The organism is Actinoplanes teichomyceticus ATCC 31121 (assembly GCF_003711105.1).
GTDB lineage: Bacteria > Actinomycetota > Actinomycetes > Mycobacteriales > Micromonosporaceae > Actinoplanes > Actinoplanes teichomyceticus.
This window is the reverse complement of the sequence record NZ_CP023865.1, coordinates 2,870,670-2,893,890: the sequence shown is the minus strand read 5'-3', so window position 1 is coordinate 2,893,890 and position 23,221 is coordinate 2,870,670. Positions and strand designations below refer to the sequence as shown.

The 23,221-nt window shown below is 73.4% G+C and carries 15 protein-coding genes; 9 read left to right on the top strand and 6 right to left on the bottom strand.

Going from position 1 to position 23,221, the window contains the following annotated elements:
- Positions 1-23 precede the first annotated feature (23 nt).
- A complete protein-coding gene (pgi, locus tag ACTEI_RS12945; protein WP_122977887.1) occupies positions 24-1,652 on the bottom strand; it encodes a glucose-6-phosphate isomerase in 1,629 nt (542 codons plus the stop codon).
- Between the two features lie 305 nt (positions 1,653-1,957).
- Between pgi and ACTEI_RS12940 the strand changes: the two genes are divergently transcribed.
- Together ACTEI_RS12940 and ACTEI_RS12935 are read left to right on the top strand one after the other, a co-directional pair.
- Complete coding sequence (locus ACTEI_RS12940; RefSeq protein ID WP_122977886.1) at positions 1,958-3,295, top strand: SWIM zinc finger family protein; 1,338 nt, start codon at positions 1,958-1,960, stop codon at positions 3,293-3,295.
- On the top strand, positions 3,292-6,078 hold the full coding sequence (locus ACTEI_RS12935) for a DUF6493 family protein (RefSeq protein ID WP_122977885.1): 2,787 nt from the start codon (positions 3,292-3,294) through the stop codon (positions 6,076-6,078). Before ACTEI_RS12940 ends, ACTEI_RS12935 begins: the two co-directional genes overlap by 4 nt.
- Positions 6,079-6,190: 112 nt before the next feature.
- On the opposite strand, the gene ACTEI_RS12930 is transcribed toward ACTEI_RS12935, so the two are convergent.
- Positions 6,191-7,234, bottom strand: a complete 1,044-nt coding sequence (locus ACTEI_RS12930; protein ID WP_122977884.1) for a glycosyl hydrolase — start codon at positions 7,232-7,234, stop codon at positions 6,191-6,193.
- Positions 7,235-7,419: 185 nt separating this feature from the next.
- Here ACTEI_RS12930 and ACTEI_RS12925 point away from each other — a divergent pair, with 185 nt between their 5' ends.
- Positions 7,420-8,592 carry a dipeptidase gene (locus ACTEI_RS12925; protein WP_122977883.1) on the top strand — a complete coding sequence of 391 codons (1,173 nt, stop codon included), beginning with the start codon at positions 7,420-7,422 and terminating at the stop codon, positions 8,590-8,592.
- Between the two features lie 349 nt (positions 8,593-8,941).
- Here the strand turns inward: ACTEI_RS12925 and ACTEI_RS12920 are convergent, their stop codons facing one another.
- Positions 8,942-10,411, bottom strand: coding sequence for an APC family permease (locus ACTEI_RS12920; RefSeq protein ID WP_239082599.1), 1,470 nt, complete (start codon positions 10,409-10,411; stop codon positions 8,942-8,944).
- Between the two features lie 109 nt (positions 10,412-10,520).
- Here ACTEI_RS12920 and ACTEI_RS12915 point away from each other — a divergent pair, with 109 nt between their 5' ends.
- Together ACTEI_RS12915 and ACTEI_RS12910 are read left to right on the top strand one after the other, a co-directional pair.
- Entirely contained in the window at positions 10,521-10,787 is a 267-nt protein-coding gene (locus ACTEI_RS12915; protein WP_122977882.1) for a hypothetical protein, read from the top strand.
- A gap of 164 nt (positions 10,788-10,951) precedes the next feature.
- Complete coding sequence (locus tag ACTEI_RS12910; RefSeq protein ID WP_239082600.1) at positions 10,952-13,126, top strand: immune inhibitor A domain-containing protein; 2,175 nt, start codon at positions 10,952-10,954, stop codon at positions 13,124-13,126.
- Between the two features lie 452 nt (positions 13,127-13,578).
- Here ACTEI_RS12910 and ACTEI_RS12905 read toward each other — a convergent pair whose 3' ends face one another.
- Positions 13,579-14,406: a cyclase family protein gene (locus tag ACTEI_RS12905; RefSeq protein WP_122977880.1), complete on the bottom strand. Its 828-nt coding sequence runs from the start codon at positions 14,404-14,406 to the stop codon at positions 13,579-13,581.
- Positions 14,407-14,464: 58 nt separating this feature from the next.
- On the opposite strand from ACTEI_RS12905, the gene ACTEI_RS38925 reads away from it, so the two are divergent.
- The 3 genes from ACTEI_RS38925 (at position 14,465) to ACTEI_RS12880 (ending at position 19,486) form a co-directional block, all read left to right on the top strand.
- Positions 14,465-15,724 (top strand): helix-turn-helix domain-containing protein, encoded by a 1,260-nt coding sequence (locus ACTEI_RS38925; protein ID WP_280525899.1) that lies wholly within the window; start codon positions 14,465-14,467, stop codon positions 15,722-15,724.
- Positions 15,721-18,150: a VIT domain-containing protein gene (locus ACTEI_RS12885; RefSeq protein WP_122977878.1), complete on the top strand. Its 2,430-nt coding sequence runs from the start codon at positions 15,721-15,723 to the stop codon at positions 18,148-18,150. The genes ACTEI_RS38925 and ACTEI_RS12885 overlap by 4 nt, the downstream gene beginning before the upstream one ends.
- 376 nt (positions 18,151-18,526) lie before the next feature.
- Positions 18,527-19,486: an RICIN domain-containing protein gene (locus ACTEI_RS12880; RefSeq protein ID WP_122977877.1), complete on the top strand. Its 960-nt coding sequence runs from the start codon at positions 18,527-18,529 to the stop codon at positions 19,484-19,486.
- Positions 19,487-19,728: 242 nt separating this feature from the next.
- Here the strand turns inward: ACTEI_RS12880 and ACTEI_RS12875 are convergent, their stop codons facing one another.
- On the bottom strand, positions 19,729-20,142 hold the full coding sequence (locus ACTEI_RS12875; protein ID WP_122977876.1) for a DUF2000 domain-containing protein: 414 nt from the start codon (positions 20,140-20,142) through the stop codon (positions 19,729-19,731).
- A gap of 50 nt (positions 20,143-20,192) precedes the next feature.
- On the opposite strand from ACTEI_RS12875, the gene ACTEI_RS12870 reads away from it, so the two are divergent.
- Positions 20,193-20,975: a helix-turn-helix transcriptional regulator gene (locus tag ACTEI_RS12870; RefSeq protein ID WP_122977875.1), complete on the top strand. Its 783-nt coding sequence runs from the start codon at positions 20,193-20,195 to the stop codon at positions 20,973-20,975.
- A gap of 528 nt (positions 20,976-21,503) precedes the next feature.
- Here ACTEI_RS12870 and ACTEI_RS12865 read toward each other — a convergent pair.
- Positions 21,504-23,090, bottom strand: coding sequence for an amidohydrolase (locus ACTEI_RS12865; RefSeq protein ID WP_122977874.1), 1,587 nt, complete (start codon positions 23,088-23,090; stop codon positions 21,504-21,506).
- Between the last annotated feature and the right edge of the window lie 131 nt (positions 23,091-23,221).

Here is a 23,221-nt window from a genome sequence, read left to right as displayed (position 1 = left end):
CTAGAAGCAGGGTCCGACAGGAATCAGCGGCCGCGCTGCGCGCGGTAGCGCTTGATCAGCGTGTTCGTCGACGAGTCGGCGTCGTCGGCGGGCGCCTGCGCCGAGGTCAGCTTCGGTGCGAGCTGGTTGGCCATCACCTTGCCCAGCTCCACCCCCCACTGGTCGAACGAGTTGATCTCCCAGATCACGCCCTGGGTGAACGTGATGTGCTCGTAGAGGGCGACCAGCTGGCCGAACGTCGCCGGGGTGAGCTTCTCGGCGAGGATCGTGGTGGTCGGGTGGTTGCCCGGCATCACCCGGTGCGGGGCCACCTCGGGCCGGGTGCCCTCGGCCTGGACCTGCTCCAGCGTCCGCCCGAAGGCCAGCGCGCCGGTCTGGGCCAGGAAGTTCGACATGAACAGGTCGTGCATCTGGCCGATGTCGTGGTTCGGCTTGCTGAACCCGATGAAGTCCGCCGGGATCAGCTTGCTGCCCTGGTGGATGAGCTGGTAGAAGGCGTGCTGGCCGTTGGTGCCGGGCTCGCCCCAGAACACCTCGCCGGTCTGGAAGGTGACCCGCTCGCCGGACAGCCGCACCGACTTGCCGTTGCTCTCCATGGTCAGCTGCTGCAGGTAGGCCGCGAACCGGTGCAGGTACTGCGCGTACGGCAGGACCGCGTGCGACTGCGCGCCGAGGAACGTGTCGTACCAGACGTTGATCAGGCCGAGCAGGGCCGGCACGTTGCGCTCGATCGGGGTGGTCCGGAAGTGCTCGTCGACGGCGTGGTAACCGGCGAGCATCTCGGCGAACCGCTCCTTGCCGAGCGCGATCAGCACCGACAGGCCGACCGCGGACGGCAGCGAGTAGCGCCCGCCGACCCAGTCCCAGAAGCCGAACATGTTCTCGGTGTCGATGCCGAAGTCGGCGACCTTCGCGGCGTTGGTGCTGACCGCGACGAAGTGCTTGGCCACCGCGGCCTCGTCCTTGAGCGCGGCGAGCAGCCAGTTGCGCGCCTCCGCGGCGTTGGTCAGCGTCTCCTGGGTGGTGAAGGTCTTCGACACCACGATGAACAGCGTGCTGGCCGGGTCCAGGTCGCGGGTCTTCTCGTACAGGTCGGTGGGGTCGATGTTCGACACGAACCGGCACTCGATGTCGCGCTGGGTGTAGTCCTTCAGCGCCTCGTACGCCATCACCGGGCCCAGGTCGGAGCCACCGATGCCGATGTTCACCACGGTACGGATCCGCTCGCCGGTGTGCCCCTTCCACTCCCCGGAGCGCACCTTGTCGGCGAACACGCCCATCCGGTCCAGCACCTCGTGCACGTCGGCCACCACGTCCTGGCCGTCGACCACCAGCCGGGCGTCGCGCGGCAGGCGCAGCGCGGTGTGCAGCACGGCGCGGTCCTCGGTGACGTTGATGTGCTCGCCGCTGAACATCGCGGTGATCCGCTCGGTCAGCTTGGCCCGGCCGGCCAGCGCGAACAGCGCGGACAGCACCTCGTCGGTGACCAGGTTCTTGCTGTAGTCGACATACAGATCGGCGACCTCGGCGGCGTAGCGCTCGCCACGCCGCGGGTCGCTGTCGAACAGGTCACGCAGGTGGACGCCGGAGATCTTCTCGGCGTGGCCCTGTAGGGCCTGCCACTCGGCGCTGTCGGAAACGTGTTCGCTCATCTCTCCCACTCCGGACCGGGACACTCGCACACTTCGCCCATCGTGGCACGAACCGCTGCCGGACGCGGCGAACTGGAGCTCATAGACGCCCCACAGACTGATCACGGAGGCGTCGCAGAACCAACCGCGAGGTTAGTCCCATGACGACAACCCTCCGCCACCGGACCCGAAGTGCCCCGGAGCGTATGCCTTTGGCCCTGCCGCCACGGCCGCTCCTGCCACCGGCGCCCCCGCGCGTCCGGCGCCGAGCCGGCGGGCTCCGGCGGCGGCGAAATCTGTCGTACCTGTGTTCTAGTTTCTCGCGCATGGTTACCGCGGCTTATTCGTACCTCGGATCGTCGGCTCTGGACGGCGGCCTGACCCTGCAGACCTCCGGCGGCCCGGCGGCGCACCCCCGATTCTTCACCGGGTTCCTGACCGTGCCCGGCGCTGCGGCGACCGGTCTGCTCGCCGTGGCCGAGGTGGCCCGCACCCGGTACTTCCGGCCGCTGCCGCCGGCCAGCCTCGACCCCGTGGTGACCGCCGGCGGCGACCGGCTGCGCTTCGAGTCGTTCTCCGGCTGCTGCGGTGTCCACGCGCGACTGGACGTGCTGCCCGCCGGGCTGGACGGCGACATCGTCGGCCACGGCACCACCAACGTGGACGTCGACCTGCCGCTGCGGCGGGCGCTCAGCCGGGTCGGCGCCGGCGAGGCGATGCACCTCGCGGTCGGCCCGGACGAGCTGGCCGTGACCACGTTCGACGGTCGCCTGGTGGAACGCAGGGTGCCGCTGCCGACCCGGTGGCTGCGCGGCTTCGCCGAGGCGCAGGTGCTGACCGCGCGGTTCGACGCGCGCGCCGAGCTCGGCGTCACCGAGGCCCGCGCCCTGTTCCACCGCCTGCCGGCCGACCGGTCGGTGCTCTGGGCGGTCGCGGCCGGGCGGTCGCTGCGCCTGACGTCGCGGCCGGTTCCGGGCGCGGTGTGCCTGCCGGGCGCCGGCCGCCTGGCCGCCCTGAAACCCTTCCTGCGGTACGCGACCGGCCTGCGCGTGTACGGCCCGGCCGTCACCGCCGGCAGCGCCCCGGTGGCCAGCGCCTGGGAGCTGAGCATGCCGCAGCAGCGGCTGTCGCTGACGCTGTCCCCGGAGCCGTACCGCGGGTTCCCCGGCGAGGGCACGGTCCTCGAGTCGCTGACCTCCGACGAGGTGGCCGACGACGCCGACCTGGTCAGCGCGCTGCTGACCGGGGATCCGGCGATCGACGTGGACACGCTGGCCACCGCATCCGGACTGGACGCCGCCCGGGTCCGCGACGCGCTGACCCAGCTGGGCACGGCCGGGCGGGTGGGCTACGACCTGGCCGAGGCGGGCTACTTCCACCGCGCCCTGCCGTACACCGCGGACGCCGCCGAGCGGATGAGCCCGCGGCTGACCGGTGCGCGGGCGCTGATCAGCGCGGGCGCGGTGAGCGTCGGCGCGGAGGTGTCCCGGGTGGTCAGCGGCGGGCAGACGTACCACGTACGCGACGCGGCGCAGTCCTGCACCTGCCCGTGGTGGGCGCGGCACCGCGGCGGCCGCGGCCCGTGCAAGCACCTCCTCGCGGTGCGGATGGCCCGTTCCGGAAAGACCGCCACGACGATCGCGGACACCGAGGCCGCGGCATGATCCTGAGCTGGGAGATCCTGCAGCGGCACGCCCGGCGCGGGCACCGGGCCCGGATCGTCGCGCTGCTGGCCGGCGCCACCGAACAGCATCGTCTCGCTCTGGCCGGCGACGTCGAGGCGGGCATCCGGCGCGCCGAGCGCAACGCCTGGTGGCGCGCCGACGTCAACCCCAACCCGGGGTACGCGCTGGCCGTGATCGGCTGCATGCCGACCGCCGCCCGCGCGGCGGCGCTGCTGTCGCGCGGCGCCATGCAGGCCTGGACCCGGGTCGGCCCGGACCGGTTCCTGGAGGTCGCCCGGCTCCGGCAGGTGCCCTGGCTGGGCGAGCTGGGCCGGCGGCTCGCCGAGCGGATCCCGCTGCGCGACGCCGACCAGCACCTGTGGCCGATGATCGCGGAGCTGCTGCGGGCCGGCGGGGCCGAGCCACCGGTCCGGGAGAACGTGGTCCGCGCCTGGCTGGCGAACCTGCTGGAACCGGTCTCCGGGCGGCGCGGCGGCCGGTCGGCGCTCGGCGCGCGGCTGCGCGACGACCCGTTGCGCGACTCGCTGCTGCCCGCTCTGTTCGAGTGCGACGGCCTCGGCGCCGACCTGGCCGGCGGCTCGTGGGACGCCACGGCCGCGCGGTGGGACCCCACGCCGCGGGTCCCGGCGGTCATCGCGGACCTGGTCGCCGACGGCGTGCTGGCCCGCAAGACCGTTCTGGACCTGACCCTCGACCGCCTGGCCCGTGGCGGCCGGGCACCTCAGCTGCGCCCGTTCGCGCTGCTGCACGACGCGCTGGAACCGACTCTCGACGAGCTGTCCAGCCATGTCCTCGACTACGCCCGGCTGCTGCCCGAGGCTCCCGGCCCGGTGGCCACGCTGGCGCAGAAGGCGCTGCGGGCGGTCGACGACGCCGGGCGGCTGGAGCTGTCGACCCTGCTGGAGGCCAGCGCGCCGACCCTGCTGCGCGCGGAGAAGACCCTGGTCACGGCGCAGCTGTCCTGGCTGGAGAGGGTCGCGCGCCGGCACCCGGGCCGGGCCGGCGAGGTGCTGGAGACGGTCGCCGCCGGGTTCGGCCATCCGGCGCTGGATGTGCAGGAACGGGCGCTGACCCTGATCGGCAGGCGGGCCGGCGGCCTGGACCGGGCGAGCGTGGCCCGGATCGCCGACGCGGCCGCCGCGCTCTCCGGCGATCTGCCGGCCCGGGCCGCCGAGCTGTTCGGCACGGCCGTCCCGGCGCCGGCCGGCATCCGCGGGCCGGGTCCGGCCGCCCCGCCGGCCGAGATGCCACCGCCCATCGCCACCCCGGCGGAACTCGCCGAGGAGCTGGCCGCGCTGTGCCACGAGCAGACCGCGGTCCGCTGGGAGCGGGTGCTGGCCGGCCTGGTCGCGCTCTACACCACCGCGGGTCCGCCGGCACTGGCCGCCGCGCTGCGGCCGGTCCTCGACCGGTACCCGGGCCACTTCGCCGACGCCGGCGGCAACGAATCCTCCCCGCTGATGTACCTCGGCCTGGCGATCCGCTGCGCGACCGGCGCCCGCACGCTGCGCTCCCGCCGGCAGCGGCTGGTGACCTCGGTGCGTGCGGCGTGGCAGGACGGCCGCCGCGGCGGGCCGGACTCACCGCTGGCCGCCACCCCCGACGGCGTGCTGGCCCTGCGGCTCGCCGAGGCGGCGGTCCAGCTGAGCAGCACCCTGGTGCCGGTGACGGTCGCCACCCCGACCCATGTGACCGGCGGTCTGGACGCGGCGGTGCTGCTGGAACGGCTGCGCCGGGCCGAGGCGGAGGGCTGGCAGCCGTGGCCGGTGGACTTCGAACAGGCGCTGCTGCGGCTGCCCCGGCGAACCGATCCGGCGGTCGCCGCCGCCGCGACGCGACTGACTTCCCCGGCCGGGCGCCAGTTCGCCGCCTGGCTGGCCGCCGGGGGCCTGCCCGATCCGATCAGCAGCCGGTTCGAGCAACATCCGTCCGGCTACCGGCACACCTGGTATTCCCCGCTCACCCGGCGGGTGGTGGCCGCCGTGCGCCCGGCCCGCGACGGCGGGCTGCGCCTGGAGCGTCAGTTGCTCACCGTCACCCCGGGAGCCGAGCCGGACGGCTGGCCGCGGACGTTCCACGAGTGCGGCGACGTGCTGGCGATGGTGCTGCCCCAGCATCGGGAGGTGGCCGCGGCCTGGGCGCTGCCCGAACTGGCCGCGCTGGCCGACCAGGAGCAGCGCGCGGGTGCGGCGCTGCTGCCGCTGCTCGCCGAGTGCTCCGGCCCGGTCGGTCCGGCCCTGGCCTACGGCCTCGCCTACGCCCTGGGCGCCCGCCACCAGCAGGACCGCGTCGCGGCGGTGGACGCTTTCTGCACCCTGGCAGCCGGTCCGGAGCCGTTCGCGCCAGCGGTCGGCGCGGCCCTGGCCGACCTCTGCGCCGACGCGACGGTGAAACTCTCCCGCCTGGTGCCGGCCCTGGCCGGCGCGCACCGGGGCGGCGCTTCGGCCGCCGTCTGGGACATCCTGACCGCCGTCCTGCCGGTGCTGCTGCCCACCGCCCGGCGCGGGCTGCCCGACCTGCTGGAACTGTCCACCCAGGTGGCCGGCACGGTCCGGGCGGCCGGCACGGACTACGCCGCCGGAACGGGCCAGGCGTCCGCGACGGACCAGGAAGCCGGCACGGGTGACGCCGCCGGAGCGGTGCAGGCGGGCCGGGCCGGCGCGGGCGCGCCGATCCCGGGGCTGGCCGAGGTCGCCGCCCGGCCCGGCTCCACCCGTTTGGTCAAGGAGGCGAGGCGGTTGCAGACGGTCCTGACCTCCTGAGCAGGAGGTCCGCGCGGCCCGGCGTCCCGGCCGGGCGGGCGGGGCGGACAACGAAAGCGCCGCCCGGGCGGGGGACCCGGGCGGCGCTTCCTTTCAGGGGGAGAGTTGAGTCTCAGCCGAGCTTCACGTTGAAGATCGGGTTGGCGGCCAGCTTGCGGAACGCCGACAGCGAGGAGCTGGTGCTGTCGATGCTGATGTCGCGGTCGCCCTCGTCGTCGTGCTTGGTGTCGAAGTGCACGATCGCCTTGATCGCGGGACGCTTCTTCAGCTCGGCCAGCACGCTGTCGTAGACGAACGACTTGTCGGCACGCTTGCCCACGCGGTGGTACGCGCCCCACTCGGCGATCATCAGCGGCTTGCTGGCGTGCTTGGTGGTGGCCCAGTCGTAGAAGCCGAGCGCGCCGCCCTTGGGCTTGCGGTCGAGCAGGTCACCGAAGTCGCCGAAGTGGTAGTAGCCCTTCTCCACCGAGACGTACGAGTCCAGGCCGACCCAGTCGACGACGTCGTCACCGGGGTAGAGGTCCTTCCACCAGGACTGCGCCATCCACTTCTCGTTGCCCATGTACGCCAGCACGTTGACCACGTTCGTCACGCCCTTGGCGCGCAGCCGCTCGATGGTGTGCCGGTACATCGCCGCGAAGTCCTTGGCCTGCATGCCGGAGCCGGCCCGCGCCACCACATCGTTCTCCGGCTCGTGGTTGAGGGCCAGGAAGAACTTCTTGCCGTACGCCTTGGCCCGCGCCGCGAACGCGTCGATCCGCTTGTCCTGCTCGCCCTTGGCGACCTTGGCCCAGGTCGAGCCGTACGCGATCTTCCAGTTCTCCAGCAGCACCCGGGGGTGCGCGGCGTCCTCGGTCATCGCGATCTCGGCCTTGGTCGGGAACGGCTCGTTGCCCTTGTGGTACTGGTGGAAGATGGTGGCGGTCCGGCCGCTCGCCTTCTCCCAGTCCTTCAGTGCCTTGTCGCGCGGCGCGCTGGTGAATCCACCGGCGGCGCCGCCCCAGAGAACACCACAGGTCGGGACCAGCTTGGCGCCGGTCCTGCACCCGGCGTCGGCGGCTTGCGCGGCCTGTGCCGGCGTGGCCGTCGCGGCGCCGAATCCGGCGACGAGAGCGGTCAGCGTCAGTACGGTCTTACGCAGCGTCGAGCGCTTCACGATGAAATCTCCCCCGAGATCTGTCCAGCGGGTTCGTCCCGCCGGGCACCTGTCCGGCGGCGTGTCCCGCCGGGCATGTGAAAGAGATTCCGGGTCGTACGGTGCACGCCTAGTGCCCGTGCCGGTGCGGGCAGGTTGCGGGTGTCGGGCTTGCCCGACGGGCGTCGCGCCGGTAGCCAGAGCACATGTGGATCTTCGATGGGCACAATGACCTGGCGATGCGCCTGCGCGAGGCGCACGGTTCGGACGTCGCGGCGCTCGACCGGGCACGTCCGGAGCTGCACACCGATCTGCCGCGGCTGCGCGCCGGCCGGGTGGGCGCGCAGTTCTGGTCCGTCTACGTGCCGTCCGCGCTGCCCGAGCCGGAGGCGGTCACGCACACCATGGAGCAGATCGACCTGGTGTACCGGCTGCTCGCGGCGTATCCCGGGGAGCTGGCCGCGGCGTACACCGCCGACGACGTGGAACGGATCGTCGCTCAGGGGCGGATCGCCTCGCTGATCGGCATCGAGGGCGGGCACTGCCTGGCGCGGTCACCCGGCGTGCTGCGGTCCTTCGCCCGGCTCGGCGTGCGCTACGTGACGCTCACCCACAACCACCACACGGCGTGGGCCGACTCCGCGGCGCAGGATCCGCTGGTGGGCGGCCTGACGGCCGAGGGGCGTGCGCTGGTACGGCAGATGCAGCGCCTGGGCGTGCTCGTCGACCTGTCGCACGTCGCGGCGGAGACCATGCACGCCGCGCTGGACGAGGCCACCGCACCGGTGATCTTCAGCCATTCCGGGGCCCGGGCGGTCACCGACCATCCCCGCAACGTGCCCGACGACGTGCTGCAGCGGCTGCCCGGCAACGGCGGGGTGGTGCAACTGACGTTCGTCGCGCCGTTCGTCTCGGCGGCCGTGCTGCGGTGGCAGCGGGCGGCGGACGCCGAGTGGGAGCGCCTGGGCCTGCCGCCGATCGAGGACGACTGGCCGCGCGGCCCCCGGGCCGGGGAGGGTGACCCGCCGCGGGCCCGGGTCGTCGACCAGCGGGCGCAGCCGGCGTTCCGGGCCTGGCTGGCGGCCAATCCGCGGCCGGAGGCGACCGTCTCGGACGTGGCCGACCACGTCGAGCACGCCCGCGCGGTGGCCGGTGTCGATCACGTGGGGCTGGGCGGCGATTTCGACGGCACGCCGGACGTCCCGGTGGGCCTGGCCGACGTCGCGGGCTACCCGAACCTGCTCGCCGAGTTGCGGGCGCGCGGCTGGCCGGACGGCGATCTGCGGAAACTGGCGCACGGCAACGTGCTGCGGGCGCTGCGCGACGCGCAGCGGCATGCCACCGAGCCGCTCTGGCCCCGGAGTGCTCACGCTCGGTGACGTCCTGGGCGGCGACGGCGCGCCGCCCAGGCGCCGGCCGTTCGACGCGGCCGGAAGTTTGCGGATCCGCCGGGCCCGACTGGTGGGTTCGGATGCCGGGGGCACCGGCGGATCAGCCGACTCGGTGCCGCAGGACTTCTTGGGTCGCACGACAACTGCCGGATGTTCAGCGGTGTGAGTCGCGTGAACACCAAGATCATAAGGCTCGGCACGGGGGCGGCCGACAGCCGGGTGGCCGGTATCGACGGGCCTGACGGCTCCCGCCGGCCACCGGGCGGCCCGGCCCGTCCGGCGTTTGCGGCGAGCGCCGACCGGCCGGGCGGCCGACCGCACCGGGCCGCGCGCCGGGTCACCCTCGGTGATCGGAGTCCGCCCCGGCGGCGGCCGGCGCGCCCTCGGGCGGCAGTCCGCCGCCGATCGCCGCATACACCGCCGGGCGGTCCCGGCGCAGCCGGCGGCCCCAGCCGACGCCGCCGACGAACAGCAGCAGGAAGGCCAGCGGCGGCAGCCACACCTTGACCGGGTTGTCGGAGTCCAGCAGGTCGCCGAAGAACGCCACCGACAGCAGCAGCATCAGCACCAGGAAGACCGTCGCGATCCACGGCGCCACCGAGCGGCGCCAGCGCGTCTCGCCGTGCGGGTCGCGCCGGAAGAACCGCAGCACCGCGAGTGACGCGATGGTCATCAGGGCGAGCACGCCGAGGCCGCCGGAGACCGTACCGAAGAAGAACAGGTCGGTCGTCGGGTTCAGCACCAGCGCCGCGAAGACCAGCAGCACCACGAGGGCCAGCCCGGACTGGGCCAGTGAGGCGGCGACCGGCACGTCGTCACGGGTGCGGGCCAGCGCCGGCGGGAGCACGCCCTCGCGGGCGACGGTCAGCGCGTACCGGGCGACCGTGTGGTGGAAGGCGAGCATCGCGGCGAACAGGCTGGTCGCGAAGAACACCCGGGCCAGGTCGGTGATCGCGGCCGGCAGGTACGGGTCGGGCAGCACGAAGAACAGGTCGTTGAGGTACTCGGCGGCGACCTCGACGATCCGGTCCGGCCCGGCGACCACGGACATCGCCCAGGCGGACCCGCCGTACAGGATCGCGGCGACGCCCAGCGTCATGAAGATCGCGCGGGCGACCGTACGGCGCGGGTCGCGGGCCTCCGCCGCGTACACCAGCGGCGCCTCGAAGCCGACCATCCCGGCGACCGCGCCGACCAGCAGCGACACCCCGCCGGCGGTGGCGATCAGCGCGGGGTTGACGGTGTCGAAGGTGACCGAGCCGCCGGCCGGATGGCCCACCATGACCGCGTCGAGCACCAGCACGATCAGCACCTCGGCACCGACCAGGACGGTCAGGACGCGGGCGTTGACGTCGATGCGCCGCAGCCCGAGACCGGTGATCGCCACCCAGCCCAGCAGCGCCCAGACGATCCAGGACATCTCCAACCCGAAGATCGCCGCCGCGTTGTGCGCGGCCACGCCGAACGCCCCGTACAGCCCGATCTGCATGGCGTTGTAGGCCAGCAGCGCGATCAGCGCGGTGCCGACGCCGGCCGGGCGGGTCAGGCCCTTGGCCGCGTACGCGTAGAAGGCTCCGCTGTTGGGCACGTGCCGCGCCATCGCGGTGAGCCCGACCGTGAAGATCGCCAGCACCGCGGCCACCAGGACGTACGCGACCGGGATGCCCTTCTCCTTCACCTCCCCGTACCCGAGGGGAAGCGCCCCGGCCACGACGGTGAGTGGCGTCATCGCGGAGACCGCGATGACGAACACCGACCAGGTGCCGAGTTTGCGGGTGTTCTGCTCGGTGCGCCCCGTCTCCGACACGGCCTCTCCTGTCCACAGCGGATCAGTGCCAAGAGGCCGAAGATATCGAAGTTACCCGATCTTGGGGTGGCTTGTTTCCGGTGCGCCCGACACGGGTAGATTCGTGCCTATGCCCATCGGCCCGCAACCCTCAGGCCGCCGCGGCACCGTCGAGGAGCCGTACAGTCCGCTCAACCTCCGGCTCCTGCTCGCCGCCTTCGGCCTGGTGGTCTGCGCGGCGCTGGCGGCGCTGCTGTTCCGCGCCGGCTGGACCGTGCCGGGCTGGCTGCTGGCAGCCTGGGCGGCGGTGGCGATGATCGACATCGTGGTGATCCAGCTGCGCCGCCGGGCCCGCCGGCGCGCCGAGGGCGGCAAGCGGCACAGCCTGTTCGAGTGAGCTCGCCGCGAGGCCGCGAAGCCGCGCGGCCCGCCCGCCGCAACGGCGGGATCGGTGGATGGTTCATGGGCTAATGCGCGTTTTGGTACCGGACGCCCTGTTAGGAGGGTAACGTCCGCTTCGTGAATCGCACCGGATTTGCCTGCTTCGCCGCAATCGTGGCCATGACCCCGCTCCTCACCAGCCCGGCCGAGGCACAGCAGCCGGCGTCCGGCCCCGCCGCGGGCGGGCACGCCGGCGCGCTGCCGGCAGCCGACACCGGCCGCGGCGGACCTGCCGGGACGCCGTCGGCCCGAACCGGCGGGCTCGGCGGAACGCCGCCGGCGGACACCACCACGGCCGGCGGGCGGGCCGCGAGGCTGCCGGACCCCGACGGCCGCAAGCTGCGGCGTACCCGGCTGAGCCTGGCCGGGAAGGCCCTGCCGGCGGCGCGATACCGGCCGCAACCCAGCGCCCGCCGCGCGCCCGCGGCGACCCCGCCGGTCGGCACGGTGCGCAGCTGGGTCGGGCTGGACGACACCGAGGGCGACCTCTACCGCAAGGACTACACGCTGCGCGCGGTCGGCAAGCACATCGAGGTGTGGGTCGCCCAGGACATCGCGTTCCCGGCCGACGACTGCCGCAAGAACGCCGTCGAGGTGACCGACGCGCAGGTGGCGGCCCTGGCGAGCGAGTTCGACAACACCATCTACCCGAAGGAGACCGCCGCGTTCAGCACGCCGCCGGACCGTTCGGGCGCCGACGCGGCGATGGAGGGCGACTTCACCGGCGACGGCGACAAGACGGTCACCCTGGTCGACAACGTGCGCGACGACAACTTCTACCACTTCCCGCAACGCCCGACGTACATCGCGGGGTTCTTCTCCGCGCAGCTCAACGAGCTGTTCGACCGCAACGTGATGACCATCGACGCCTACGACTGGACGCACCGGCTGGGCGCCGAGCCGAAGAACGAGCCGACCGACGACCTGTGCACCAGCCGCCCGGCCCGCCCCCGCATGTACGAGGGCACCTTCGCCCACGAGTGGCAGCACCTGCTGGAGTACTACGCCGACCCGGACGAGGTCGAATGGCTCAACGAGGGCCTGTCCGACTACGCGCAGACGCTGGTCGGTTACGTCGACACCCGGTTGAGCGTCCACCACCGTGGCTACGACAGCCACATCGCGTGCTACCAGGGGTTCGGCAACGTCAAGACGCTCTACAACGCCAACCCGCGCGAATGCGGCGGCGCGCAGAACTCGCTGAACCTGTGGGCCGAGGGCGAACCGAACGAGGTGCTCGCCGACTACGGCATCACCTATCAGCTGATGATCTACCTGCGCGACCGGTTCGGCGCCGCGGTGCTCTCCACACTGCATCGCGACAAGAAACGCCACTCACTGGAGTCGCTGCAGGCGGCGCTGCCCAGCGGCGTCAGACTCACCGACGTGCTGCACGACTTCCAGGTGATGACGCTGGTGGACAAGGAGGTCGGCGCGCCCGGCGGCACGATCACCGGCGTGGCCCGCGACCGGGTGACCGCGGCCGGGCTGCGCTCCACGGTCAACCTGGACAACAAGGCGTCGTACGACAAACCCGGCGCGGCGCCCAACGGGGCCGACTTCATCCGGCTGCCGCGCGGCAAGCTCACCACGGTCACCTTCAGCGGGGCCCGCACGCTGCCGCCCACCCCGCTGGCCTGGAAAATCGACGCGCGGATGCTGTTCTCCGGCAACACCGCCAGCACCGACGAGACCGCGGCACGACAGGTCGAGGTGCCGGCCGACGACCCGGTGCTGCGCTTCACCACCAGCTACGGCCTGGAGAAGGAGTTCGACTACGGCTACGTGACGATCTCCGCCGACGGCGGCAAGACGTACCAGATGGTGGGCGGCGACAGCACGGTCAAAGGGCCGCTCGGCCCGGGCCTGACCGGCCTGGCCGCCGGCGTCAAAGTCGCTTACGACCTCACCGCGTACGCCGGGAAGAAGGTGCTGCTGGGCTTCCGGTACGTCACCGACGCCGCGGTCAACCAGGGCGGCTGGCACATCGGCGCGATCACGATCGGGCGCAACCGGGTGCCGAGCAGCACGCTGGCCGGCTGGAGGTCGCCGACCCAGTGGCATCCGGTCCCGGTGCGGTCCTGGCACGTGTCGCTGGTCGGGCTGGGGCCGCGGCGCGCCGCGGTGGTACCGATCGACCGGGTGGCGGCGCTGGCCGAGTTCCCCAAGGTGGTGGCGATCGTGGCGCAGGACGATCCGAGCGGTGCGGTCACGCAGTATGCGCCGTACACGCTGACGGTGAACGGGGTGGTGCAGCCCGGGGGCGGGGGCCCGGTGACGGGCGGGACCTCGTAGCGCGGGTCGCCGCCGGACGGGTGGGGTGGCGCTGCGGTGGGTGGGTGGCCGGTTTCCGTCGGCCTCGCGCGCGCCTCATGTGGGTCCTCCCGCCCGTCCGTTCCGCGTCGTCCTTGCCTCGTCGACGCTGCGTTCGTCTGGCGTCGGCCGTGATGGGTCCGCCGGTGGGAGCGCCCGGTGGAGCCGGTGCCCCGTCGCACATCGGGCGCGGATCGGTCCGCACGTGGCAGCGTTCCGGGCCCTGCCCTACATCCCTCCCCTGATCGACCTGCGGGTGGCAGCATCCGCTTCTGGCACACCGGCCCTCGATCGGTGCGCACGCGGCAGCGTCCGGCCCTGTCCCGCGCCTTGCGCCTTGCGCCTTGCGCCTTGCGCCTTGCGCCTGGAGCGTCCGCACCTGGAGCGTCCGCACCTGGCAGCGCCCTGGGCCTGACTCACACCTCGCTCTCGGATCAACCGGCTATCTCACACCCCGCCTCAGCTCGATCCGCGGGTGGCAGCACTCCATAGATGAGGGCCGTCGAGCCTGAGCCGGCCCGGTTGATCTGCCCGCCACACAGGACCCACGCGCCGGTGGCCGGCAGATCCGTCAGATGCGCCAGCACCTCCAGGCTGATCCGGCGGCGCTGGTAGACCAGCCGGGAGACGGTGAACTCGGAGTCGGTGCTGACATCAGGGCTGAACGCGTCGGTGCCGGTGCCGCCGCGCTCCCCCAGCCGCCCGGTCGCCACCAGCCAGCGCACGGCCTCCGGCGCGAAGCCGGGGTGCCGGTCGAACCCGTCACCGCCGAACCGCTCCTCCCATCCGGTCCAGATGATCACCACAGACTCGTCCGGGATCCGGCCGTGCCGCCGCTCCCAGGCCTGCAGGTCAGCGACGGTGACCGCATAGTCCGGGTCGGCGGCGCATGCCGCTCGCACATCGACCTTGACCGCCGGACGGAACAGGTCGGCCGGTTCCAGCTCGTCGGCGAGCAGCCCACCCGCGGTGAAGTGCCCCGGGGCGCCCCAGTGCGTGCCGGTGTGCTCGCCGCCGCGCACCGCGCGCAGGTAGAAGCCCTGCGCCGACAGGGTCGCCACGGTCTCCAACTCGAATGGCGGGTCACCGGGATAAACGCTGATCCGCGCCGGGTCGTTGACGTGCGAGAGGCTCACCAGTCTCAACCGATCCAGTCCCAAATCGTTCAGTCCCCATCCGTTCAGTGCCCATCCGTCCAGTTCCACGCCGTCCAGTCGTACGCCGTCCAGTCCTACGCCGGCCAGTCCGAACCGATCCAGCATGCTGTCATCCTGCCAGACGACGTTGACACTGTCACGGTGACAGTGTCATGCTTCACTCATGTGGACGATGGAGGAGCTGGTCGACCGGGTGCGCATCGCGCTCGCCGCGGAGTATTCCGGCGCGCCCAACGGCCGCGTCCGAGATCTGCCGGACCGCCGCTCGATCCGGTGGTATTCGACGATCGGCCTGGTCGACCGGCCGCTCGGCATGCGCGGCCGCAACGCGCTCTACGGCCCTCGACACCTGCTGCAGCTCGTCGCGATCAAGCGCCTGCAGGCGGCCGGGCGCACGCTCGCCGAGATCCAGGCCGAGCTCGCCGGCACATCGGAGGAAGCCCTGTCCGAGGTCGCCCGGGTGCCGTCCGTGCTGCTCAACTCCGAGCCCCCACCGCCCCCGCCGGCCGATCGGCCGCCGTTCTGGAAGGCCGCACCCGCCACCTCGGGGTCGACGGACCTCACCGCCGACTGGTCCTTTCCCGCACCTGCCCCCGCGGCGGCTGGCGGGGCCGGCGCGTCAGCACCACCGCCCGGGATCAGCCGTCGCGCAGGGCAGAAGAGCCGCACCGGCGCGCCGCCGGCGATGCCCGGCGAACCGGCCGCCAGCTCCCCGTCCGCAGCGCCACCCGGCCCGTCTTCCGGCGCCGCATTCCCTGTGCCGCCCGGCCCGCCCTCCGGCGCCGCATCGCCTGCGCCGCCCGGCCCGCCCTCCGGCGCCGCATCGCCTGCGCCGCCCGGCCCGCCCTCCGGCGCCGCATCCACGCCACCTTCCGGCACGCAGTCCGGGCCGCCATCCGGCGCACGATCCGGGCCGCCTTCCGGCGCGCCATCCACTCCACGTTCGGACGAGCCATCCGGCGCACCATCCGGCCGGCCCTCCGGTTTCCCCGCCCGTCCGCGCGGAGATGACTCCCCCGCCGGTCTGCCCGGAGCCGGTTGTCCCTCCAGCCCGACGGAGGGAGGCAGCCTCCCTTCCGGCCCACTCGGAAACGGCGATCCCTCTTCCCGTTCACGAGGCTCGGCCGGATTCCACGCGGAAAGCCCGGAGGTCGGCGGCTTCGCTCCCGCGCCGCCGGGAACCGGCGCCATCCTTTCCGGTACGCCGGATGTGCCCCCACCACCGTCCGACCCACCCGGCGGATGGCCCGCTGCCGGCACGGGAGGCGTGCTCACCGGCCTGCCCCTGGGCGCCGGCGTGATCCTGCTCGTGCCCGGCGCCGCGCACCTGGACCACATCGATCGCACCGAGCTCGCCACCGCAGCCCGGCCCCTGCTCGACCTGCTCGCGTCCCGTGGGCTCACCGATAGGAGAGATTCGTGATCATCTACGTCAATCCGATGGGGCCCGGCGAGTTGGAACGCGTCCGGCACGTGCCGGAGTCCGGGTTCGGCGCGATGCGTACCGACCGCGGCAACCTTCCGCTGGACCGGCTCGACGTCCGAGCCGCGATCAGCGGCCTGGTCGTCCGCACCGAAGTGACCGCCGAGTTCGTCAACACCCACGACACCGCGCTCGAGGCGACGTATGTCTTCCCCCTGCCCGACCGCGCCGCCGTCATCGGCATGACGATGACGGCCGACGACCGCACGGTGACCGCCGAGCTGCGGGAGCGCGGCGCCGCCCGCCAGCAGTACGACGAGGCCGTCGCGGCCGGCCGGCGCGCGTCGATCGCCGAGGAGGAACGACCGGACGTGTTCACCATGCGCGCCGGCAACATCCTGTCCGGCGAGCGGGTCGTGGTCCGGCTGCGGCTGGTCGGCCCGCTGCCCTATGAGGACGGCGCGGCCACGTTGCGGTTCCCGCTGGTCGTTGCCCCGCGATACATCCCCGGCGACGCGCTGCCGGCGCCGTACGCGGGGGACGGGCAGACCGCCGACACCGACGCGGTGCCCGACGCCTCGCGCATCACTCCGCCGGTGCTGCTGCCCGGATTCCCCCACCCGTTGCGGCTCTCCATCGGCGTGACCGTGGACCCGGCCGGGCTGGAGCTGGGCGAGGTGCGGTCCAGCCTGCACGCCGTCTCCGAGCAGGACGGGACGCTGCGGATCAGCCCGGGCGAGCGCGCCGACCGCGACTTCGTGCTGCGCCTGGCGTACTCCCCCGGCGGTCAGACCGCGGTGGCGGTACCGGACGGTGACGGCGATGCGGGCACGTACCAGCTGGTGGTGCTGCCGCCCGCCGAAGAGGCGCCGCCCCGGCCGAAGGACGTGGTGCTGCTGCTCGACCGGTCCGGCAGCATGGGCGGGTGGAAGATGGTGGCTGCCCGGCGTGCCGCGGCCCGGGTCGTGGACACGCTCACCGCGGCTGACCGGTTCGCCGTGCTGACCTTCGACCATCAGGTGGAACGGCCGGACGGGCTGGAGGCGGGGCTGAGCGAGGCGACCGACCGTAACCGGTATCGCGCGGTCGAGCACCTGGCCCGCGCCGACGCCCGCGGGGGCACCGAGCTGCTCACACCGCTGACGACCGGGCTGGGCCTGCTCGCCGACAGCACCGGCCGGGACCGGGTGCTGGTGCTGGTCACCGATGGGCAGGTGGGCAACGAGGAGCAGATCGTCCATGAGGTCACCCCGCTGATCGGCGGCACCCGGCTGCACACCATCGGCATCGACCGCGCGGTCAACGCCGGATTCCTCGGCCGGCTGGCCACCCTCGGCGCCGGGCGGGCCGAGCTGGTGGAGAGCGAGGACCGGCTGGACGAGGCGATGGAGCACATCCACCGCCGGATCGGCGCTCCCCTGGTCACCGACCTGACGATCGGCGGCGACGGGTTCACGCCGACCGACGGCACCCGGACGCCGGGCCGTCTTCCCGGGCTCTACCCCGGCGTGCCGCTGGTGGTGACGGGGCGGTACGCCGGCGCCGCCGCAGGCAGCCTCACGGTCACCGGGAGAACCCGCGACGACCGGGAGTTCCGGACCACCGTGGCGGTGCGGCGCAGCACCGAGGCGGCGATCACCAAGCAGTGGGCGCGGGCCCGGCTGCGCGACCTCGAGGACGCGTATTCTGCCGGCGACTACGGCCTCGAGCAGCAGATCGTCGACTTGTCGCTGCGCTTCGGCGTTCTGTGCCGCTTCACCGCGTATGTCGCCGTCGACGAACGCGTGGTGAACGAGGGCGGCCAGGTCCGGCGAGTCACCCAACCGGTCGAGATGCCGTCCGGCTGGGAGCCGCCCGCACCGGTCCCGGTGGGCATGGTGCTCTCCGCGGCCGCCTCGCCGTTCCCGGACGCGGCGGCCCCCACGCCGCCGGCAATCTTCCCGCCCGCCCCGGGTGGTCCGGCCGGCCCCACCGGGCCGCGCTTCGCACCGGCGAGTGCCAAGACAAGTGCACCGGGCGTCCTGGGACGGGCAGCCGGCGGCCCACCACCCGGCGCGATGCTGGGTAGCGCCCCGGGGGCGGGTGCGCCGCGCGGTTTCACCCGCGCCCGCCGGGCGTTCCAGCACGACACCGGCATCCCGATCGCTGACGTACGCCGGCTCGCCACGGTGGAGGCCGAGCGGCTGCGCGACGCCACCGACCGGCCCCACCACGAGCGACGAGACCTGCTCGACGACCTCACCAGCCGGCTCACCGTGCTGCTCAGCCCGCTCGATGGGGACGACTTCGCACCCCTGCGCGACCTGGTCGCCCTTCTCGGCGGGGACGCCTCCCTGGACGACAAGTGGTCCACGGCGGTACGGGTGCTGACGGATTTCGGCGCCGGGCCGTCCGAGCCGGCGTCCAAGCCGTTCTGGAAACGCTGAACGAATCCGCGAGTGCCAGCCCCGGGCGAAGACCCGACGAAGCGAGGTCTGCGGGCCCCGGCCCGGGGCAAAGACCCGACGAAGCAAGGTCTGCAGGCCCCGGCTCCGGGCAAGGACGCAACCGATGCTCAACAGCGGAGAGGAGCATCCACGATCGACGACCGGACATGAAAGTGACCTGAATCTCCCGGCTCGGTCGCGAGCCCGGCCCCGTGCGGGGATGGACTGGTCAGCGAGGTGACCGACCGCTCGTACGAGCATGATCACCGGGTCGGGCGGGGCAATGGCCGGTCCGGCCGGGGCCCGGGTCGGCCGAACGGTCCCCGCACGGGCCGCCGGCTGCCGGTAAGTTGGTTCATCGATTCCTGATCGGGGGGTGGATCTGTCCGTGGACGGCGAGGATTCCGGTGCCGACCGAGACCCGTTGCTGGTGCGTCCGTTCGTCGTTCAGGACGATGTGGCCGACGCGGCGGCCACATCGGACGCCACCTGGCCGGCCGGCCCCGCTCCGGACTCACCCACGCAGGTGCTTCCGGTCTTCTCGGGCGGCACCGGGAACGGGCCGGAAACGCCGCGACGCAAGCGGCGGCCGCTGCTGCTGACCGGCGCCGGAGCGGCAGCGGCGACGGCGCTGGCCCTGGTCGGGTACACCGCGCTGCGACCCGGCTCGGACACCGCGCTGTCGTCCGGGCTGCCGGACCACCCGCTGCCCGCCGTCACCGGACCGGCTGCCGTGTCCGCGTCGCCGACGCCGGGCGCCGCGGACGGCTCGACCGGCGGTGGCGACCGGGGCGCCGGTTCCGGCCCCGCAGCCGCCGGCAGCACCGCTGCGAGCTCGTCCGCCACGACCAGCAGCGCACCGGCCACGAGCCCGACCTCCGCCAGGGCCACCGCTTCGGCCTCCACCAGCGCGGTCGCTCCGGATGAGCCGGACACGCCCGCGGGCCTCGTGCCGTCCCCGCTGCTGACCGGCACCGGCGCTCTGGTCAGCGGAAACGGCCTGTGCCTCGACCTCCCGGGCGCGATCCCGGTCGACGACAGCACCATCCAGGTGTTCGACTGCAACCGCAGCGTCGCCCAGGTGTGGACGCTTGCCGATGACGGGACGCTACGGGTGATGGGCAAGTGCGCGCTGCTGGTCGGTGACAGCACCGTCCACCTGACCGGCTGCGACGGCCGTACCACCGCGAAGTGGCGGGCGACCGGCTCCGGCGAGCTGGTGAACGCGGCGGGCAACGGCTGCCTCACCGACCCGTCCAGCGGCGCCCGCCCCGGCACACGCGTCGTGGTGGTCGCCTGCCGCAGCCAGCCCAACCAGCGGTGGTCACTGCGCTGAACCCGGAGCCGCGGACGACGCCGCTCCCCCACCCCCCGGTCCCGGACGACCGGCCGGCCCACCGCCGATCCCGGACGACCGACCCGGCCTACCCTCGGCCCGGGACCATCGATCCGGCCTACCCTCGGTTCGGGACCATCGACCCGGTCCACCCCGGGTTACGGCCCATCGACCCGGCCCACCGACCGGCGAGAGCGACGACGCGACGGCTTCCAGCCGCACGGAGCTGCCCGGCGACGACGTCAACCGTGCATCGACGCACCCTTGACGACCTTGTCGACGGCGTTGCGGGGGCCGTACACCGCCAACCCTACGAGATTAAGCTCAGCGGTAGGCACCGAGCGGACCGCGGCCCGGTTCGCCGCGTCGTGCCCGGTCGCGAAAAGATCCGCAGTGAAGATCGACATCCGTACGCCACGAGCCAGTCCCCGGGTGTGCGCCTCCCGCATCAGCTCCTTACCGCCCGCGAAGACCAGCACGGGCTGGCGGAACATCGGCAGGTACTCGACGTCGCCGCCGTCGACGTACGTCTGGCCGAGCGTCTCCGGCTCGACCGTGGCCAGCCCGGAGACCAGGAAGGCGGTGACGTTCAGGCGTTGCCAGACGAGCAGTTCGTCACGGAGCAGGACAGCGATCTTGGTGGTGAATCCGGTCATGACACTGATCGTGGCCGGGCCACGACCTGCGGGTCTTGTACGATTTTGACGTGTCGCCGGCCCCGTCGATCCGCGCGTGGCGCCCCGCGCTGGACGGTGTGGCCGAGGTGCTGCACGCCCGGTTCGGCGAGCACGCGTACCCGATGCACGCGCACGCCACCTGGACCCTGCTGCTGGTCGACGACGGTGCGGTGCGCTACGACCTGGACCGCCACGAGCGCGGCGCGTTCGGCGGGACGGTCACGCTGCTGCCGCCACACGTTCCGCACAACGGCACCGCCGCCAACCCGCACGGGTTCCGCAAACGCGTGCTCTACCTGGAGCCCGGCCAGCTTCCCGACCGCCTGGTCGGCGCCACCGTCGACGCGCCCACACTGGCCGATCCCGCCCTGCGCCGGATGATCTCGACGGTGCACCGCCTGGTCCGTCTGCCCGGCGACGAGCCGTCCGCCGACGACCTGCTCGCCGTCGCGCTCGAACGGTTACGCGCCCGGCTCGACGACCGTCCGGCCCCACCGGCACACGGCGGAGCCGCACGTGACCTGCGCGACCTGCTGGAGGCTCACATCGTCCCCGGCCTCCCACTGCGCACGGCCGCCGACCGGTTGCACTTCACCCCGGCGCACCTGGTCCGCTCCTTCCGCCGCGAGTACGGCATGGCCCCCCACCAGTACGTCATCTCCCGCCGCGTCGACCTCGCCCGCCGCCTCATCGTGGCCGGCCACCCGCTGCCCACGGTCGCGCAGCGCAGCGGCTTCTACGACCAGCCGCACCTGACCCGCCACTTCAAACGCATCCTCGGCGTGAGCCCCGGCCACTTCCGCCCTCGCTGACGACGCCGGCGCAACACCGCCCCACGTCCAGACCGATCCAGCCGCCCGCGGCCGCCGCCCCACGGGAAAACCCACCTTCCCTTGACGATCCAGCCCTCCGCGCCCGTGGTCATGCGCCCCGTGGCTGCACGGCGCGATGCCGACGTCACAGCGGTCCGAAGCGCGGCACCGGGACCGCGAACCCGAACCGGAAGACGCAGCCCTCACCCGTACCAGAAAGCGGCAAGCCGCAACCACCGACCAACCGGCACCCGTCGTCGTATGCCGCCCCGCTCCACCACCACCGACGCCAGCCGCGGGCGGCCAGCTGGCGCCCACCGCGCTAATCGGCCACCCATGACGACCACGAACGCCAGCCGAGTACCGCCAACCGGCGCCCAGCGTCACCAACCACCACCCATAACCGCGCCCAACACCAGCCGGCGCCCGGCCTGGCCAACCACCACCAGCACCAACCGACGGGGCAGCGGGCTCAGCCGTTCTCTGTCAGCACCGGCCGGCCGGCGGGAAGCGAGACGGCCGCCCCGCTCAGGCGCGGTGGGTGATCGTCCCGGCGACGACCGTCAGCGGCACCGGGGACTCGGCGAACTCGTCCGCCCCCGCGGTCAGCGGGTCCAACCCGAACACCGACAGGTCGGCGGGACAGCCGGGTACGATCCGCCCGCCGCCGGCACGGCCGGCCGCGGCCGCCGCCTGCGTCGTGTAGCCCTCGAGCGCCATCCGGGCGGTGAGCGCCTGCCCCGGCAGGATCGGCTCGACATCGGGCGAGCCGGCCGGACGGCGCAGCCGGGCCGCGGCGATGATGCCGCGCGGGTCGAACGGGGCGATCGGCCAGTCCGAGCCCAGCACCAGCCGCGCACCCCGCTCGCGCAGGTCGCGGGCGCGGAACGCCCGGTCGGCGCGCTGCTTGCCGAGCCGGCGCGACCAGTTGTCGGTGTGGTCGGCGCGGGTGTAGTGGGTGCAGTGCGTGGGTTGCATACTGGCGGTCACGTCGACTGCGGCGAACCGGGCGACCAGCTCGGTCGGCATGGTCTCCAGGTGCTCGATGCGGTGCGGCACCCGGGGGCGTGGCAGCCCGGCGACGGTGTCCAGCACGAACCGGATGCCGGCGTCGCCGATGGCGTGCGTGACCAGCGGGATCCCGTGCCCGGCGAGACAGGTCGCCGCGGCGGCGTACTCGGCCGGGTCGGGCCAGAGACAGGCGGTCGACTCGCCGTGGCTGTCCGGTTCGTCGAGCCAGGCGGTGCCGCCGTCGATGGTCCCGTCGATCATGAATTTGGCGCCGTCGACCCGCCACCGGCGCCCGCTCAGCCGCTGCTGCTCGACGACCCGGTCCAGGCCGTCGCCGGGCATCACGAACGGCGCGCACCGCCAGCGCAGCGGCAACTCACCGTCGTCCTCCAGGGCGCGGAACAGCTCCAGCGAGTCCAGCCCGAAATCCATCGCGTTGGCCGCGGTCAGCCCACTGGCCGCCATCCGGGCCATCAGATCGCGCAGCCGGGCCCGCCGGTCGCCCGGCGCGTCCGCGGGCAGCATCTCGTGCACCACCATCGCCGCCTCCCACTCCAGCAGGTGCCCGGTGGGCCGGCCCTGCGGGTCGCACACGACGCTGGCCCCGGAGGCGAACTCGCGCGGCCCGGTGATCCCGGCGATCTCCAGCGCCCGCGGGCTGACCAGCGCGGAGTGCGCGTCGAACATCACCAGGAACACCGGGACGTCCGGGCCGAGCGCCTCGACCAGCGGCGCGTGGGTGATCGGCGCGCCCTCGAACGCGTTCGGGTCCAGGCCGAAGCCCTGCAGCCAGCCACCGGGCGGGACGGCCGCGGCCCGCAGGGCCTTCGTCAACTCCTCCCGGGTACGGACTCCGGACAGGTCCGTGCCCCGGGTCATGCTCAGCCCCATCACCGGGTGCGCGTGCCCGTCGACCAGGCCGGGGGTGATCGTGGCGGAACCCAGGTCGACGATCTCGGTCCGGGGGCCGCGCCAGTCACGTGCGTCCGCCCGGTCGCCGAGCGCGGTGACCGTCGCGCCCGTGACGGCGATCGCGGTCGGTTGTGGACCGGGTGCCAGGGTGTGGATCCGGTCCGCCATCAGGATCAGGTCGGCGGAGGTCATGACGGCGGCTCCTCACGGAAGGTGTGCATACGGTCACTACTTCCCTGGGTACCAGCCGCGCCGCCGCCCGGTTCAGTCGCGCGACTGCCGGATTCACCCGCCGGGACCCGTCCGGTCCGGCACCGGCGTCG

Excerpts from the sequence above, each read along its gene's own strand:
- pgi (WP_122977887.1), bottom strand. The coding sequence starts at position 1,652 with ATGAGCGAACACGTTTCCGACAGCGCCGAGTGGCAGGCCCTACAGGGC.
- ACTEI_RS12940 (WP_122977886.1), top strand. The coding sequence starts at position 1,958 with ATGGTTACCGCGGCTTATTCGTACCTCGGATCGTCGGCTCTGGACGGC.
- ACTEI_RS12935 (WP_122977885.1), top strand. The coding sequence starts at position 3,292 with ATGATCCTGAGCTGGGAGATCCTGCAGCGGCACGCCCGGCGCGGGCAC.
- ACTEI_RS12925 (WP_122977883.1), top strand. The coding sequence starts at position 7,420 with ATGTGGATCTTCGATGGGCACAATGACCTGGCGATGCGCCTGCGCGAG.
- ACTEI_RS12915 (WP_122977882.1), top strand. The coding sequence starts at position 10,521 with ATGCCCATCGGCCCGCAACCCTCAGGCCGCCGCGGCACCGTCGAGGAG.
- ACTEI_RS12910 (WP_239082600.1), top strand. The coding sequence starts at position 10,952 with ATGACCCCGCTCCTCACCAGCCCGGCCGAGGCACAGCAGCCGGCGTCC.
- ACTEI_RS12905 (WP_122977880.1), bottom strand. The coding sequence starts at position 14,406 with ATGCTGGATCGGTTCGGACTGGCCGGCGTAGGACTGGACGGCGTACGA.
- ACTEI_RS38925 (WP_280525899.1), top strand. The coding sequence starts at position 14,465 with ATGTGGACGATGGAGGAGCTGGTCGACCGGGTGCGCATCGCGCTCGCC.
- ACTEI_RS12875 (WP_122977876.1), bottom strand. The coding sequence starts at position 20,142 with ATGACCGGATTCACCACCAAGATCGCTGTCCTGCTCCGTGACGAACTG.
- ACTEI_RS12865 (WP_122977874.1), bottom strand. The coding sequence starts at position 23,090 with ATGACCTCCGCCGACCTGATCCTGATGGCGGACCGGATCCACACCCTG.